Annotated in this window: 20 protein-coding genes; 11 read left to right on the top strand and 9 right to left on the bottom strand. The window is 31.4% G+C overall.

Translation table 11 applies throughout. From position 1 onward, the window contains the following. Positions 1–9: 9 nt before the first annotated feature. The 9 genes from FBF06_RS04020 to FBF06_RS03980 all read right to left on the bottom strand — a co-directional run bounded on the left by FBF06_RS04020 (position 10) and on the right by FBF06_RS03980 (position 8,226). Entirely contained in the window at positions 10–1,248 is a 1,239-nt protein-coding gene (locus FBF06_RS04020) for a phage minor head protein (RefSeq protein WP_100608272.1), read from the bottom strand. A gap of 1 nt (position 1,249) precedes the next feature. Beyond that, positions 1,250–2,620, bottom strand: coding sequence for a DUF935 family protein (locus FBF06_RS04015; RefSeq protein ID WP_004297439.1), 1,371 nt, complete (start codon positions 2,618–2,620; stop codon positions 1,250–1,252). A 9-nt stretch (positions 2,621–2,629) separates the two neighbouring features. Next, on the bottom strand, positions 2,630–4,300 hold the full coding sequence (gene terL / locus FBF06_RS04010) for a phage terminase large subunit (RefSeq protein ID WP_041016314.1): 1,671 nt from the start codon (positions 4,298–4,300) through the stop codon (positions 2,630–2,632). Further along, the gene (locus tag FBF06_RS04005) at positions 4,300–4,899 is read right to left on the bottom strand and encodes a DUF1804 family protein (RefSeq protein WP_002803360.1); all 600 of its coding nucleotides are present in this window, start codon (positions 4,897–4,899) and stop codon (positions 4,300–4,302) included. The genes terL and FBF06_RS04005 overlap by 1 nt, the downstream gene beginning before the upstream one ends. After that, complete coding sequence (locus FBF06_RS04000) at positions 4,892–5,350, bottom strand: phage protein Gp36 family protein (RefSeq protein ID WP_002855185.1); 459 nt, start codon at positions 5,348–5,350, stop codon at positions 4,892–4,894. The genes FBF06_RS04005 and FBF06_RS04000 overlap by 8 nt, the downstream gene beginning before the upstream one ends. 114 nt (positions 5,351–5,464) lie before the next feature. After that, positions 5,465–6,442: a major capsid protein gene (locus FBF06_RS03995; protein WP_002784507.1), complete on the bottom strand. Its 978-nt coding sequence runs from the start codon at positions 6,440–6,442 to the stop codon at positions 5,465–5,467. Positions 6,443–6,444: 2 nt separating this feature from the next. Beyond that, positions 6,445–6,972, bottom strand: a complete 528-nt coding sequence (locus tag FBF06_RS03990; protein WP_038401719.1) for a hypothetical protein — start codon at positions 6,970–6,972, stop codon at positions 6,445–6,447. A gap of 2 nt (positions 6,973–6,974) precedes the next feature. After that, positions 6,975–7,790 (bottom strand): phage protease, encoded by an 816-nt coding sequence (locus FBF06_RS03985; protein WP_002873730.1) that lies wholly within the window; start codon positions 7,788–7,790, stop codon positions 6,975–6,977. A gap of 1 nt (position 7,791) precedes the next feature. Beyond that, a complete protein-coding gene (locus FBF06_RS03980) occupies positions 7,792–8,226 on the bottom strand; it encodes a hypothetical protein (RefSeq protein ID WP_002873731.1) in 435 nt (144 codons plus the stop codon). 146 nt (positions 8,227–8,372) lie between these two features. Between FBF06_RS03980 and FBF06_RS03975 the strand changes: the two genes are divergently transcribed. The 11 genes from FBF06_RS03975 to FBF06_RS03930 all read left to right on the top strand — a co-directional run bounded on the left by FBF06_RS03975 (position 8,373) and on the right by FBF06_RS03930 (position 13,816). After that, entirely contained in the window at positions 8,373–8,762 is a 390-nt protein-coding gene (locus tag FBF06_RS03975; RefSeq protein WP_057033856.1) for a D-Ala-D-Ala carboxypeptidase family metallohydrolase, read from the top strand. 10 nt (positions 8,763–8,772) lie between these two features. Beyond that, positions 8,773–9,114: a hypothetical protein gene (locus FBF06_RS03970; protein ID WP_100616499.1), complete on the top strand. Its 342-nt coding sequence runs from the start codon at positions 8,773–8,775 to the stop codon at positions 9,112–9,114. Further along, complete coding sequence (locus tag FBF06_RS03965) at positions 9,111–9,359, top strand: hypothetical protein (protein ID WP_002784496.1); 249 nt, start codon at positions 9,111–9,113, stop codon at positions 9,357–9,359. Before FBF06_RS03970 ends, FBF06_RS03965 begins: the two co-directional genes overlap by 4 nt. Then, entirely contained in the window at positions 9,346–9,468 is a 123-nt protein-coding gene (locus FBF06_RS10005) for a hypothetical protein (RefSeq protein WP_002790262.1), read from the top strand. Before FBF06_RS03965 ends, FBF06_RS10005 begins: the two co-directional genes overlap by 14 nt. Before the next feature lie 2 nt (positions 9,469–9,470). Next, positions 9,471–9,785, top strand: a complete 315-nt coding sequence (locus FBF06_RS03960; protein ID WP_002784492.1) for a phage holin family protein — start codon at positions 9,471–9,473, stop codon at positions 9,783–9,785. After that, positions 9,785–10,417, top strand: coding sequence for a phage baseplate assembly protein V (locus FBF06_RS03955; protein WP_100608270.1), 633 nt, complete (start codon positions 9,785–9,787; stop codon positions 10,415–10,417). The genes FBF06_RS03960 and FBF06_RS03955 overlap by 1 nt, the downstream gene beginning before the upstream one ends. An 8-nt stretch (positions 10,418–10,425) precedes the next feature. Continuing rightward, positions 10,426–10,617 (top strand): hypothetical protein, encoded by a 192-nt coding sequence (locus FBF06_RS03950; RefSeq protein WP_002795238.1) that lies wholly within the window; start codon positions 10,426–10,428, stop codon positions 10,615–10,617. Further along, the gene (locus FBF06_RS03945) at positions 10,614–10,904 is read left to right on the top strand and encodes a GPW/gp25 family protein (RefSeq protein ID WP_002795239.1); all 291 of its coding nucleotides are present in this window, start codon (positions 10,614–10,616) and stop codon (positions 10,902–10,904) included. The genes FBF06_RS03950 and FBF06_RS03945 overlap by 4 nt, the downstream gene beginning before the upstream one ends. Continuing rightward, entirely contained in the window at positions 10,901–12,067 is a 1,167-nt protein-coding gene (locus FBF06_RS03940) for a baseplate J/gp47 family protein (RefSeq protein ID WP_100616497.1), read from the top strand. Before FBF06_RS03945 ends, FBF06_RS03940 begins: the two co-directional genes overlap by 4 nt. A 97-nt stretch (positions 12,068–12,164) precedes the next feature. Continuing rightward, positions 12,165–12,785 (top strand): phage tail protein I, encoded by a 621-nt coding sequence (locus tag FBF06_RS03935; RefSeq protein ID WP_100608269.1) that lies wholly within the window; start codon positions 12,165–12,167, stop codon positions 12,783–12,785. Continuing rightward, positions 12,785–13,816 (top strand): phage tail protein, encoded by a 1,032-nt coding sequence (locus FBF06_RS03930; RefSeq protein ID WP_100625241.1) that lies wholly within the window; start codon positions 12,785–12,787, stop codon positions 13,814–13,816. Before FBF06_RS03935 ends, FBF06_RS03930 begins: the two co-directional genes overlap by 1 nt. Positions 13,817–13,840: the final 24 nt, after the last annotated feature.

Genomic DNA, 13,840 nt, shown 5'->3' with positions numbered 1-13,840 from the left:
CTCACCGCCTTATCTGATCTTAATATATGTCTTATTATCTTTATTAATCGCTTCTACTTTTCCTAATGTAACCATTGCATTGGTTTTACCAAACTTCTTTAGCTTATAATCAGGGGTAATTACAATTTTATTGATACGACTAGCATCTTTTTTATCTTCAAAGAAATACAATAAAGAATTATTTGCATTATCCCAATACACTTCTTTTGCTTCATCTAAAACTTTAACAATTTGCTTGATTTCATCCGCGCTTAAAGCCTGATTATAACTTGCCTTTCTTTTAGGACTTGCGTGTAAAAGATTGTTTTTGCTCAGTGTAAAGTATAAGTCTTCTAAGTCTTTTTTATTAAGTTTTTCTAAAAACTCTTTGGTGCTTTTATCCATTTTACCTACTTGTATGAAATTGATAGGATATTTTTGATTATCTTTAATGATGACTTCATCCACCATATCATCTAAGCTTTTTTGCCAAGTGTACAGTTCTTTTTGATGAGTGAAGCTTTTAACTTCTTTTGTTTTTTTAGCCGCTGCACTTAACATATCAAGCTTTATAAAGTTTTGAATGACTTCAGTGTTTTTTTGTTTATAAAGCTCATCTAAAAGCTCTTCATCATTAAAGCCATTAAATTCGCTTTCTTTGGCATTCGATGGTGGTATTTTTAGGCCTTTAACTTCACTTTCACCTACTTCTAAAACATAACACCTGCAACCATAATCATGCATAGTTACATGCGGATAATGACTATCCCAAAAAGGATCATCTTTATGTAAAACTATGCCATCAAAGGCTCTGTGTTTGTCCCTAACCAAAGAATCTTTTTGGGTGCAGTATTTAAAATAAGGTTTAGTGCTTTTCATTTGATTTTCATAGATAGCTTTAGCTTTAGCTTTTCTTGAGTTTTCCTCAAAGATTTTTTTTAATCTTGCACTATTAAAATGAGTTTTTTTAACTTCACCTGTTTTAGGGTTTATAACTTCCTTTGAACCCCACCAACCTTTAGCTTTTAATTTCTCCTCTGCAATCTTACTCCAAGTGCTAAATTTATCCCCATTTTTAATAGCATTTACTAAAGTATCTTGCATATCTTTTAACAAGCTTTCATCCATAAGCTTAGCAATAGTAAAGACTTTTTTATGGGTTGAATATGAAAGTTCATCATAATCAAAACTAAGCTCTGGCTTTTTATTTTTTAAAAAATCAACAGCTTTAGTAGGTTCTGAAAAAAATCCTATTTTTGCACCTGTCATTTTAATCCTCCAAGTATCCTAAAATACTGGAATTATTTAAAGCTATAAAAAGATGTTTTTCAAACTCGCTTTGCTCTAAACTAGAAAAATTTTCTTTAAGTTTATTGAGTGCCTCGTTAAAATCTTTACAATCTTTTACAATGCTTTCAAATTGCTCTTGAAAAAACTTTGACATGCTCTCATCGACTTTTAAGTATTCTTTTTGTTCTAATCCTTTGTCAATAAAATCTTCTTCAAAGCTCTCTAACTTTACTTTGTTTTCAAAGACTTTTTTATCATTTTCTAAATCTTTAAAGTCTTTTTTTTCTAAAGTCTCTCTTATAAGCTCACCCTCTACATTATAAGTGTTTTTAATGTATTCTTCATCAAAGCAAAAGCCCATGTTAAAAAGTTTTAAATCCCTTTCGCAAAGCTCACTTTTTGGTTCTGCTTCGCTAAAAAACTGCACATAGAGTTCATCTTTAAAATGATTGATTTCTTTGAAAAACTTAATGGCACGATTTAAAATAAAAAGAACGATTTGTCCATCTTGGGCGGCTAAATCTTTTCTTATTTGATTATGTGACTCAGCCGCTGCTAAAGAACCTCCGCTTACTTGAGAACTTAAATTAGCTCCTAAAACCACGCTTCTTATTTGATTATCTAAGTAATCTATTATTTCATTATAATTTGCCTTAGCCTTTGGCTGGATTAAATCAAGCTCTTCTTCTTTATCAATGACCGCACTATCGCCATTTAACATTTGATGAATTTCAGAAGCTAGTGCATCAGGATCGCTATCTGTTTTTGCAACTGCCCAAGGAGAACCAAATCTTTCTAAAAACTCCATCCAAAACTTTAAACTTGCATTTTTAAGCTTTACTGGAAAATAAAGCTTTGTTAATAAGGCATCGCCATTTTTAAATAAAAAATTAGAGCCAAAAAGTCCATAAATTGCTTTTTTATCTTCCACAATTTCTTCGCAACCATTGCCATTATAAACTAACTCATCATTTTCATTAAAGCCAAAATTTCTAAAATCTCTTTGTTTTAAGATTGGATAGTAAAAACCATCTTTTAACTTGTAATTAACTTCAAATACATTAAGCCCATAAAGATAGGTTTCTAAGATTTGACTTAATAAATCAGGATTGAAAAGATACTCAAAGCTTTCTTTTATTTTTTCGTTTTCACAAACGATTTGAAGCTCTTTTGCTAAAATCACACTCCTTCGTGATTGATGAGCTTGAGTAAAGCTTAGATCTTTAAAAATCATTTTTTGATCGTTCTCGCTGATTTTAAGCACATTTAAATAGCTTGAGTTTATAAGAGTGTTTATAAGACTATTGTTTTTTAATATCACTTCTCTTTTGGATTTGATTTCTTTTTTCATATTTTTCCTTTAAAAACGCCTTATTCTTGAAACAGAGTTAAAATGATGCTTTCTTCTTTTAATGCTACTTTTAGTTCTTGCTAATAAAAATGCTCCTGCTAAGCTATCAGGTGCATCATCATTTTTCCCTTCTGGAAATTCTAAAAGTTGATTTATAAGCATAGTTTGGCTTTTATGTAAAAAAAGCTCTTCATTTTCAAAAGCAAGGCTTAAACTCTCAATGCGTTCAAACTTGCTAACGCTATTGTTTTTGCCACGCAAAGGCAAAAAAACTCCACTTTCTAAGCTTTTTTCTTGTAACCATTTTTTTAAGAAAAATTGACCGCCATTAGTTTCAATTTCAATCAAGCGACATTTATAATTCTTTTGAAGATTAAAAATGGTTTTTATAATGCTTTGTGCTTTTAAGATTTTTACGATGCTTTCTGCTACATAAAAACCCTTTGCACCTTTGCCAATAATGGTAATCGCAGTAAAGTCACTTTTTGCTTTTTCTCCTGCTGGGTCAATATACATATAATACTGATTAATGGGTGGTAAATCATCATAAAAATTAATACCATCAAGACTAAAGATTTGATTTTCACTTCTTGGATTATTGAGTTGCTCTTTATTGAAAGCTTTTAGATTTTCAGCTCTTAACTTCATTAAATCTTCTAAGCTTTTAGCTTCATCCCAAAGAACTTTTGCCCCTTTATCCATTAAAACTTTATTTTTTAAATAAAATTGATGAGCGGTATTAAAATCAGTATTTCTATAAAGCGTGGCGTATTCATCCCATAAATCAAGCCTTTGTGGAAACTCTTCGATGGAACGGAAGACTTTAGGATTCCAAAAACCAAGCTTTAATTTTCTAGATAACACGCTATCATTATGTAAAATGGTTCCAATATAAAGCACATCTAAACTTCCATCCGCACTCCCTAAGTTTAAAACCGCTTCATCCACCCAATCTTCTAATTTATCCCTTTGATCTTTACTTCTGACATTAGTGTCGTTTTCTAAATCATCTAAAATAACTAAATCAGGTCTTTTAACCCCATATCTAACCCCACGCAGTCTTTTACCACTGCCAAAGGCTTTAATCTTTACGCCATTATTGCTAACAAATTCCCCCACACGCCAAGTCTTGCCAATTCCTACTACTTCGGGAAAATCAAGCTTTAAATGCGGATTATCTTCAAGCTCTGCTTTAATAGCTTCAAGCATTCCTTCCATAAGTTCGACCGCATCTGAAATCTCTACTATAAAGTTTTTATAATTAAAAACTAAGCACCACAAAGGAAAGAGTTGTGAAGTGTAGGTGGATTTACCATGAGCTCTTGGTGCAGCTATGGCGTGTTTTTCACCTTTGCTTTCTTTTTTAAGTGCGATTTTTGTAAAAACTTCATTTAAGTGCAAATGTAAGCCGCATTCTCCTTTAATGGTAAAATAATGCGGAAAATAAGTTCTTGCAAAATAATCAAAATCCACACTCGCTCTTTTAATTCTTTCTTCTTTTAAAGTAGGATCTAAATGGCTTTCATGCAAAAATTGAGTTTTTAATTCATTTTTTAGCTCATCCATCCATTCTAAAAAGTCTTTTCTTTGCATAGCACCTTTTAGTTCATTTGGAGTGTTTTCGTGCTTTTGTTCGTTTGAGATTAAAAACTCATCGAGTTCTTCTTTGGAAAAAAGCATTAAATATCCATTGCTAAAATTTCTTTTTCTATCACTCCACTTTCTAAAAGTGATACAAGTTTTGCTACGCAATCTTTATCATTTTTTAAATGACTTATGATAATTTCAACCACTTTTTTAGCAACATTTAAACGATAGCTACTTGGATCTTCTAATCTTGCAACCTTTCTCATTTTTGAAAAGCTATCGCCTATCCTTGCAATGGCTTCAGTTTTCTTTTCTGCATTCATTTTTTCATCAGTATTTATATTTTCAATCGCACAAAACATTTGCTCAGTAAAACTTTCATATAATGAGGCACTTTCTTTATCTTTTATTTTTGAAGTTAAAAGATTAGCTTTTTGCTTATCCCAATCGCCATCTTTGGCTTTATAGTTTCTAATCGTTTTTTCATTGCGGTTTAAAATTTTTGCAATTTTAAATATATCAAAACCTGCAATATAAAGTTCTTTTGCTAAATCTTTTAAGTTGTTTTGAGACTTCGCGGATGAAGTAAATTTATCCTTACGAGCAGGAGTTTCACTCTCTGCACCCACCTGAAGGCCACACCCGACCTTTGCCATCTTAGGCTTTGTGGTGGAAGTTAAATTTTTAGCCATTTAATCTCCTTAAATCCATTCTTTTTCTTTTAATTTTAAACGCTCTAACTTTGTTTTGTGGGATAAAGTTATCTTCGTTGATTTCAGTTGGAATTTTTTTATTTGCCATTTTTAAAAGTAAATCATTAGCCCACTCTCTAATCTCTTCTAAGCTTTCTTTTGGAAAATCATTTCGGCGTTTTAATTCCATAATTGTAAGCTTTACACAGATATCTTTTAAAAGAGGAGTTGGGTTTTTAGGTATCTTTATAAAACTTGCAATATAACTTTGTGCATCATTAATAGCATCATCAATCACTTCTTTATCACAAACCCCATCAGCATTTAAATCGCTAAGCTCTGCTATGGCATGAACGCTTAATTCTTTGATTAAATCCTTTTCATCTATCATAAAAAAATGCGTTTTAGTTTCTGTGATAAGCTTTTCTTCTAAAATGTCTTGATAATTCATTTAAAAAACCTTTTTTAATGTGGTTAAAATATGGTTAAAATCGTTTAAAATCTTTTTCTAATATCTTTTTAGCTTTAAAAGCATTTTTTGCCTTTAAAGCTAAAATTGTGCGTTTTACTCTAAAACAAGCTTAATAAGTCCATTTGGTCTGGTGCAAACTGGCATGGCTCTCATTTCGCCTACAATTTCAATTCCAGCCCCACGAGGTAAAATCTCAGGCTTAGAAACAAACATTAAACTTGGTGCTTTTCCTAAAGCATCAGTATGATTTGCTCTTGTATAATAAATGCGATTAGAATTATCCTTTGGCACAACCATACCCTCAGTGCCTTTTAAAAATTCAACGCTTTTTCCATTTGTATTTTTATATTTTGCACTATAACGGCGATATTTGGTGCCATATAAAATTAAGGACTTATCTTTCTCATCCCTACTTGCAAGATGATTTTTATAAAGATCTTCGCTTAATGCCAAGTTAGAAATAGCCGCAAAAAGTTCATTTCCACAAAGCACTTCATAATCAGCACTTGTTCCAAATTCATCAATAATTGCTGAATCAATCGCATCACAAATGCTGGCTAAAGTCACACTCCCATCTTTTTTAACACTAACAGCTTTCTTACTTGCACTTCCAAAATCAAAAAGCACATTTCCTTTGCCATCTAAAATCTTGCCAAATAAAGCACCATTTGCCATATATTCAAGTGTAGTGTTAAAGCTTTCTTTCATTTCTTTAACCAAAACCCCAAGAGCTCCACTTAAGCTTTTAGCCTGAGCTTCTTGTAATGCTAAAGACCTTAAAGAATTAATCTCACTCGCACTGATTCTTTTTGCTAATGCAAAGCGTGGTAAAGGTATATTTAAAATATAAGCGTCTTTAGTATTTTCTAAAGAATGTTCCCCATTATCTGAAATGCTATTTAAAACAATTCCAGCACCTTTTATAATTTCAACCCTTACGGTGCTCTCTAAACTTGGGATTTTATCCTTAAAAAAAGTATCACTTACAAAGCGAGGTGAAGCTTTGGTTTGATTAATAACTTCAGTTATTTTTGTACTTGAAAAAAGTTCCAAAAGTTGCTCTAAATCCATTTTTACTCCTTAGTATTAATAATTAAATTTTGCATAAAAGCCTTTTTAACCGCACTTACATGAACGCCTTTTAAATTGATTTCTCCTGCTAATAAAACCCCATAAACTCCAGAACTAAGAGCGTGATCTTTAAGCATTGCTAATTTAACATTTTCTTTTGCACTAATATCTTCATTTGGACATTTTTTAAAGCTTTCTCCAAAATCTTCGCTGATTAAAAGCGTTCCAAGAGCTAAGCTTCCATTAGTTTCAAGATCTATTTTCGCATTAATTGAAAACAAATCTTTATTGATAAAACTTTCAAGGCTTTTTGGCATAGCAATTAAAGGATCATTGCTTAAGCTTTTTGGTGTGACCTTTGATGGCATTTCTTCTCCTTTTTCATTTATAAATTCCTTAGTGGTTTCATTTTCACTCACAGCTTCTTCATTGACTAGGTTCTCATCTTCTAAAGACAAAGCTTTAGGTAAGTCTCCAGTTTCCAAGTCTTCATTTTCTAGGTTTTGGGTTTCTTTTTTAGCTTTAGCCATTTTTAATCCCCTAACATCATTTTCACAACATCAAACTCATTAGTTTTTGCTGTGTTTTTATTTGCAAAAACATTATTTTTTGGAACTTGCACTTGATCATTCTCGGTATCTAAAAAGCTTTTAAAGCCTTCTAAATCCTTACAAGCATACATTAGCGCCCATTCTTTTTGGGAATTAGCAATTTTTCCGCTATTTAAAGCATTATCAACTAAAGAGCTTGCTAAGTTTTTAACGCTTTCTTCGTTTTGTTTTTTTAAAGCTTCATTTTGTAAAGCGAGTGAGCTATTTTCATTTTTTAAAGCTATAATCTGAGATTCTAGCTCTTTGATTTTTTCATCCATTTTCTCTCCTTTGTTTTGATGAATATTATTTTTGTTAGCAATAAGTTCGCCTAGCTCATCAATAAATGGCGTATTAGTTAGTGCGACTGAGTGAAGCTTAGCTCTTACTAGTTCTCCACTTTTATTGTCTTTTGAATTAAATTCAAACACAGGGGATAAATAGCGGTATTGCTTATTTGTTATATATTTTTTAGCCTCTTCGTTAAACTCAGCCTTAGCCATTAAGGCATCATTTTCCAAATAAAGCTCTTTAATCCAACCTGCAGCAGGTGCTTTTTCATTTTTTAAGCTTTGATGCTCATAGTCAATAACCAAATCAATCTTTTTTTGATTAAAATTATCAATCATTGAGTTTAAATCTTTATCATCAACCTTAAACCTGCCATTATTATGCCCTTTCCACTCACCCTTAATTGCCACTTTTATGGGCTTATCATTGCTAACTTCGACTAAATTTTCTTTATTGATAAAAAGCATTTTAAATCCTTAAAAAATCATCTTTTGATAAAAAGCTACTTTGCAAAGTTCTTGCATAAATGCTTAAATAGCCATGATCGCTTATTCCTTCGTAAACCTTTTTAAGATCTTTAAGCTCTATTCTAAAACCATTGCTAGGTTCTGCATTTAAAAGCACTTTATCAACAGCTTCTATTGCATCAAATAATTTATGCTTAGCATCAATTCTGTGTTTAGGAGCTTTTGATTTTGTATGGGTTAAAATATAAAGTTTCCAAGTTCCCACTTTATTTTCTAAATCTTTATAACTTTCTCCTTCAAAATCAAGCAAAAGCGAAGCATCTAAATTATTAATACAACTTGCTATATTTTGGGTGTCTTCAAACTCGCCTAAATACATTTTTGCTTTAAAATCTTTTAATAGTTCTAAAAGCTCATTTTCAAAACTTTTAAGCATTTTCATCCTTTAAAAATTAGCGGCAATTTTAAAATGAGTTCTTTTTTTAATCAAGCAAATTATTTTTTCAAAGAGTTTTAGCACAAAATTTTTCTAGTTTTTGGGTCAGCTTTTTAACTAAACTTACGACATTTAAAGGAGTGAAAATGAAAAATAACCCTTATTTTAAAGAAAGCGAATTTAAATGTAAATGCGGCAAATGTGAATTGCCTCAAAATGTGCCAAGTGATGAGCTTATAGACATTCTTTGTGAAATCAGAGAACATTACAATGCTCCTGTTATTATAAATAGTGGATATCGCTGCAAAGAGCATAATGCAGAGGTTGGTGGAGCCCCTAAAAGCCAACACACTATAGGAAGTGCAGCAGACTTTGTGGTTAAAGGAGTTAAAACAGAAGAAGTTCATCAATATGTTTTAAACACCTATGGCGAAAGGAGCTTGGGAATTGCCATAAAGCATAATTTTAATGATCCTTATGCTGGGTTTGTACATTTAGACACTAGAGGCAAAAAAGCAAGATGGACTTATCCATAAGGAAAAGATTGTGTTTAGTTTTATTTTATCAAGGTTTTTAAGTCCTTTAAAAATAGCTTTTTTTGTTCTAATTGCTCTTTGTGGTTTTTTATATTTAAAAAACAATGCTTTAGCTTTAGAAAATGAAAATCTAAAACTTAAAGCTTTGCATTTTAGCAATGAAATCAATGTTTTTAAAGATAAATTAGCCCAGCAAAATAAAGCTATTGATAAATTAAAACTTGATTTAAAGCCCAAAGAGACTTTAAAAGAAGTTTTAAAAGTGGATAAGGTTTTTATTAAAGATAAAAGCTGTGAGAGTGAACTTAAAGCTTATAAAGAATTATTTAATATTTTAGGAGCAGAAAAGTGAATGATAAAATGAGAATTTTCCTATTAATTATACCTTTTGTTTTTTTAAGCGCTTGTGCTTCTAAAGATATTTTGATTAAAACTGAAATCAAAGAAGTTAAAGTTCCTATTAAATGCCCTTTAAAACTTCCTTTAAAGCCTTTAGACAAAAAAGACTTAGAAAGTGCTAAAGAAATCTCTAAATATTACTTAGAAGTTGAAAATATAGCCAAGCTTTGCACAGGAGAGAAAGATGAAAGAAAATAATAAAATGATAAATCAAAAAAGCATTGCAAAAGATCTTCTTATAGCTCTTTTGTTTTCAACTTTTGCATTAGCTTTATTATATTTATTTGAAATTTTTACAAGGAACTAGCAATGAAATTAGAAGATATATTTGTATATATGGTTTTAATGATAGTAAGCTTTATAGCTGGACTTGTAGGAATTGTAACAAAAAATAAATTAAGCAAAGCTCTTAATTTAAAAGGTAAATTTACACTCTTTTTAAAAGGTATGCTAGGCTCTATGTTTGTGGCATATCTAGTTTTTGAAATTGTAAATTATCTTAATTTTGGCATAAAGCTTAGCGTTGCAGTGGGTGGTTTTGCAGCTTATATGGGGACAGATGCATTGCTTAAAATTGAGCAACTTGTAGAAAAGTTAATTAATAAAAAAATGGAAAAACTATAATGAACGAACTTGGCATCATTTGCGACATTAAAGAAGGTAAAGCTAAGGTTGCTATTGGAGATATGGTAACGGATTTTTTAAGTGTTTTTCAAAGTCTAGCTAATTCTTATGCAGTGAGCTTTTCTCCTTTAAGAATAGGAGAGCAAGTATTAGTCATACCTGTGCGTGGGGATTTAAATAGTGGAGTTATTTTGCGTGGGCTTTACCAAGAAAAACATAGAGCAAAAAACACAGATGAAAATACTTTTAATATAGATTTTGAAGATGGAACGCATTTAGAATACAACTCTAAGAGTAGTACTTTAAAACTTGATGTGGTTAAAGATATAAATATCACTTGTGTAGATAAAACCACCCATAACCAAAACAACACCTTAAATACTAAAAATCATACTACAAACGCTAATACCATAACGCTTAACGCTCCAAGTATTAATTTAAATGGTAATACTCAAATTGCAGGAGCAATTTCTACAAGTGGCGAAGGTGGGGCAAGTGGTACTTTTAGCATAAAAGGAAATTTAAACTTAATAGGCAATTTACAAGTTAGTGGAAATATAAGCGATAGCAAAGGTGATTTAACAAATCATATCCATTCTTGTACTTGTGGTGCCACAGCTTCGCCAAGATAGGAAAAACTATGAAAGAATTATTTTTGCTTTTATTTTCATTAGTCTTTTTTATGCTCTTTTGCATGGGGGCATTTTATGCTTTTTTAAACCTAAACTTCTTTATTAAAAGCATTTTTATAGGCTTTTTTATAGCTTTTATGTTTTTAGGATTTTCGCAAATGCTAGAAAACATTTTTGAATTTTACAAAGGTTTAAAATGAATTACATGGTAAGCATCGAAGAAAGTATCAAAGACATTTTAATCACTCCTTTAGGCTCAAGAGTAATGAGACCTGAATATGGTTCTTTACTTTATACACTCATAGATAGAAAAATCGATGATGATTTTAAAATCAAACTTACTAGATACACTGCAGAAGCAATTTCAAAGTGGGAAAAAAGAGTAAAGCTAAAAGGTGTGAGACTTAATGAGTGTAAAGACAATAAATTAAGCATTACCTTGCTTTTTGAAAATTATGGGGATTTAACCATGGAGCTAGGCAAATGAGTGAGCTTTTAAGTGCAAATGATAGCTATTTTAAACAAAGCTTTTTAAAGGATATCCCTTATCCACAAATCATAGAAGAGCTTGATTATGAAAAGCTTTTAAAAGCCTATGAAGAACTTTTTAAAAGCTTTTTAAAAGATAATGTAGAGCTTTTAGAATCTGACCCTTTTAAAGCCATTTTAGAAGCTTTAGCTTATAGAGAAATGATAATTAGAGCAAGAATTAATGAGAGTATAAAAGCAACTTATCTTCATTATGCAAAGGGAAGTGATTTAGATAATGTAGTAGCTAATGGCTATTTGATACAAAGGCTTAAAGGGGTTAAGCCCACAGCTAAAGTAGAGTTTGAATTAAATACTTTACTTACTTATGATGTCATCATCCCAAAAGGTGCAATTTTTTCAAATGAAAAAGCAGACCTTGCCACTTTAAAAGAAGAAGTGGTGATTAAAAAAGGGCAAAGTAAAGCACAAGGTATTTTAGAACTTGATGAATTTATTCAAAGCAAAGAAAGTAAAACCGAGTTTTTACAAACCCCACTGCCTTTTGTGGCTAAGATTAAACAACTAGAATTTTTCAAAGGTGGAGCCAGTGAAGAAAGCGATGAGGCTTTAAGAGAAAGAGCCATAATGAGTGTACATCGTTTTTCAACCGCAGGAAGTGAAAAAGGCTATATCTATCACGCTTTAAGCGCAAGTGCAAAAGTAGCTTCCATAAAAGCTTTAAACAATGGAGCAGGAAAAGTAAGAGTTATCATTAAAAGTGAAGATGAATTAAGCGTTGATGTGGTTAAAGAGTATTTAAGTGCGGATGAGCGAAGACCTTTAACTGATGAAGTAAATGTAGAATTAGCTAAAAAAAGAGAGTTTATCGTAGATGCCAAACTTTTGCTTTTAGAGCTTTCTAGGGCTAATGAAATAAGCCAGAAGATTAATGCTTTGCAAAAGGACTTTGATTTAAGTGTGGATTTAGCACTGGGATTTATTTATAAATGCCTTCATCAGGACGGAGTTTATAAAAGCGAAATTTTAAGCATTAAAGAAAAAATCATAAATGAAGAAGAGCAAGAATTAAAAGACTTGCCCTTAGAAAATATAATAATAGCTGATGATGAGTTTGCAACCCTTAGCTTTTCACTTAGTTATGAAAAGGCAGTACTATGAAGGGGCATTGCGTAGCAATGGGTCGGGAAGCCTTCAGTAAAAGCGACTTTGGGCGAATTTCGTTTGCACAAAGTGATAGCATAAAAAAGGCAGTACTATGAATACACTAATACTAAACCACCATCCAAAACAAAGCAAAGCCATTGATTTAAGTGCTAAAACAAGATTTGAAGATTTAAATTTAGCTAGTATCACAAATCTAGCTCTAAATTGCGATGAAAGATTATTGTCAATTTTAGCTAATGCTTATGATGTAAGTATTGATGGTTTAAATGAAAAAGAATCAAGAAAGCTTATATCTAAAGCCTTGCTTTTAGATAGATACAACGGCACAACTTGGGCTATAAAAGAAGCTTTAAGAGCCGTATTTCCTACTGCAGTGGTTAAAGAGTGGTTTAATTATGGTGGAAAGCCTTATTTTTTTAAAGTTAAAGTAAGCACAACTAATGTTAGCTTTGATGAAAGAACGCTTAATACTTTAGAAAGACTAATTTATGATTTTAAAAATGTTAGAAGCGTTTTAGAAGCAATTGAAATAGAGATTGAAAGTAAAAATGATAGTTTTAATGCTAATGCACAAATAAGTGGAGAAACTATAGAAATCTTACCTTTTCAAACCACGCAAATTGAAAACAATCAGAAACCAAGTTTAAATGCAATGGGTGTTTTTATGTGTGAAATAACAAGAACTAATATTGATTTTAAAGGAGTGTATTAATGGCAAAAAGTGAATACTATACCATACTAACAAAAATTGGCATTGCTAAATTTATTGCCGCAAGAGCAAGTGGAAATGGTATCAATTTAAAAAGCTTTAAATTAAGTTCAAAAGTTATTTTGCCCAGTGAAGAAATGCAAAGCTTAGAAGAGATTGTATATGAAGCTAATATTAGTAGCAAAAGCATGGATGAAAGCAATCCAAACTATGTGAATTTAATGTGTCATGTGCCAAGCGATGTGGGCGGGTTTGAGGTTAATGCAGTAGGCATTTATGATGAAGCAGGAGATTTGCTTGCAGTTGGAAATGTCCCACGCACTTATAAACCTATCTTAAAAGAAGGCAGTGCTAAAGAGCTTATGATAAAAATTGTCATGGAGCTTTCTAATGCAGAGGAAGTTATTTTAAAACTAGATCCTAGTGTGATTATGGCAAGTCGTGATTATGTGGATGCTATTAAAGTGGAACTCAATCTTAAAATTGATGCTTTAACGCAAAAATATGATGCAGAGTTTAAAAAAGTATGGGGTGAGTTTGCTAAATATCTTTTAGAAAATAAATTTAATACAGAAATTGCCAAATATGTTACTTTAGCTACTAATCAAACCATTACAGGAGCTAAAAACTTTACCAAACTACCTACAAGCTCTATAAAAGCTACAAATGACAATCAATTTGTAAATTTAGCTACCTTAAAAGAACAAGCTCCTAGCTTAATAGGAGGATTGGGAGTAAATCAAGCTTGGCAAAATGTTTCGAGAGCCTTTGATGTAGCTTATACAAATAATACAGGAAAACCCATAGCAGCCAAATTTCAAGTTAATGCTAGTGCAAGTGGGGGTGTCAGTTTTTCTTGTAGTGAGCAATTTGTAGTTTCTATGTTTCAAACTTCATTATCCAATGGTGGAGTAAGTCGAACTTATTTTGGTTTTGGAATCATTCCACCAAATGGGCAATACAGATTAAATACACCAGAACACAGCGGATTTTACCCAAGCAAAAGCATTGTATCTTTTATGGAGCTTAGATAAGCATCAAGCAAATAAGGAGAAAAA

The organism is Campylobacter sp. CFSAN093227, assembly GCF_012897855.1.
GTDB lineage: Bacteria > Campylobacterota > Campylobacteria > Campylobacterales > Campylobacteraceae > Campylobacter_D > Campylobacter_D jejuni.
Note: the sequence above shows the minus strand (reverse complement) of the source record. Positions and strands in the feature narration are given on the sequence as shown.

What these genes read in the sequence shown, in the direction of transcription:
- FBF06_RS04020 (WP_100608272.1), bottom strand. Translation starts at nt 1,248, where the DNA reads ATGACAGGTGCAAAAATAGGATTTTTTTCAGAACCTACTAAAGCTGTT.
- FBF06_RS03940 (WP_100616497.1), top strand. Translation starts at nt 10,901, where the DNA reads ATGAGTGAGCTTTTAAGTGCAAATGATAGCTATTTTAAACAAAGCTTT.
- FBF06_RS03950 (WP_002795238.1), top strand. Translation starts at nt 10,426, where the DNA reads ATGAAAGAATTATTTTTGCTTTTATTTTCATTAGTCTTTTTTATGCTC.
- FBF06_RS03935 (WP_100608269.1), top strand. Translation starts at nt 12,165, where the DNA reads ATGAATACACTAATACTAAACCACCATCCAAAACAAAGCAAAGCCATT.
- FBF06_RS03975 (WP_057033856.1), top strand. Translation starts at nt 8,373, where the DNA reads ATGAAAAATAACCCTTATTTTAAAGAAAGCGAATTTAAATGTAAATGC.
- FBF06_RS03960 (WP_002784492.1), top strand. Translation starts at nt 9,471, where the DNA reads ATGAAATTAGAAGATATATTTGTATATATGGTTTTAATGATAGTAAGC.
- FBF06_RS03945 (WP_002795239.1), top strand. Translation starts at nt 10,614, where the DNA reads ATGAATTACATGGTAAGCATCGAAGAAAGTATCAAAGACATTTTAATC.
- FBF06_RS03990 (WP_038401719.1), bottom strand. Translation starts at nt 6,972, where the DNA reads ATGGCTAAAGCTAAAAAAGAAACCCAAAACCTAGAAAATGAAGACTTG.
- FBF06_RS03930 (WP_100625241.1), top strand. Translation starts at nt 12,785, where the DNA reads ATGGCAAAAAGTGAATACTATACCATACTAACAAAAATTGGCATTGCT.
- FBF06_RS04000 (WP_002855185.1), bottom strand. Translation starts at nt 5,350, where the DNA reads ATGAATTATCAAGACATTTTAGAAGAAAAGCTTATCACAGAAACTAAA.
- FBF06_RS04005 (WP_002803360.1), bottom strand. Translation starts at nt 4,899, where the DNA reads ATGGCTAAAAATTTAACTTCCACCACAAAGCCTAAGATGGCAAAGGTC.
- FBF06_RS04015 (WP_004297439.1), bottom strand. Translation starts at nt 2,620, where the DNA reads ATGAAAAAAGAAATCAAATCCAAAAGAGAAGTGATATTAAAAAACAAT.
- FBF06_RS03955 (WP_100608270.1), top strand. Translation starts at nt 9,785, where the DNA reads ATGAACGAACTTGGCATCATTTGCGACATTAAAGAAGGTAAAGCTAAG.
- FBF06_RS03980 (WP_002873731.1), bottom strand. Translation starts at nt 8,226, where the DNA reads ATGCTTAAAAGTTTTGAAAATGAGCTTTTAGAACTATTAAAAGATTTT.
- FBF06_RS03985 (WP_002873730.1), bottom strand. Translation starts at nt 7,790, where the DNA reads ATGCTTTTTATCAATAAAGAAAATTTAGTCGAAGTTAGCAATGATAAG.
- terL (WP_041016314.1), bottom strand. Translation starts at nt 4,300, where the DNA reads ATGCTTTTTTCCAAAGAAGAACTCGATGAGTTTTTAATCTCAAACGAA.
- FBF06_RS03995 (WP_002784507.1), bottom strand. Translation starts at nt 6,442, where the DNA reads ATGGATTTAGAGCAACTTTTGGAACTTTTTTCAAGTACAAAAATAACT.
- FBF06_RS10005 (WP_002790262.1), top strand. Translation starts at nt 9,346, where the DNA reads ATGAAAGAAAATAATAAAATGATAAATCAAAAAAGCATTGCAAAAGAT.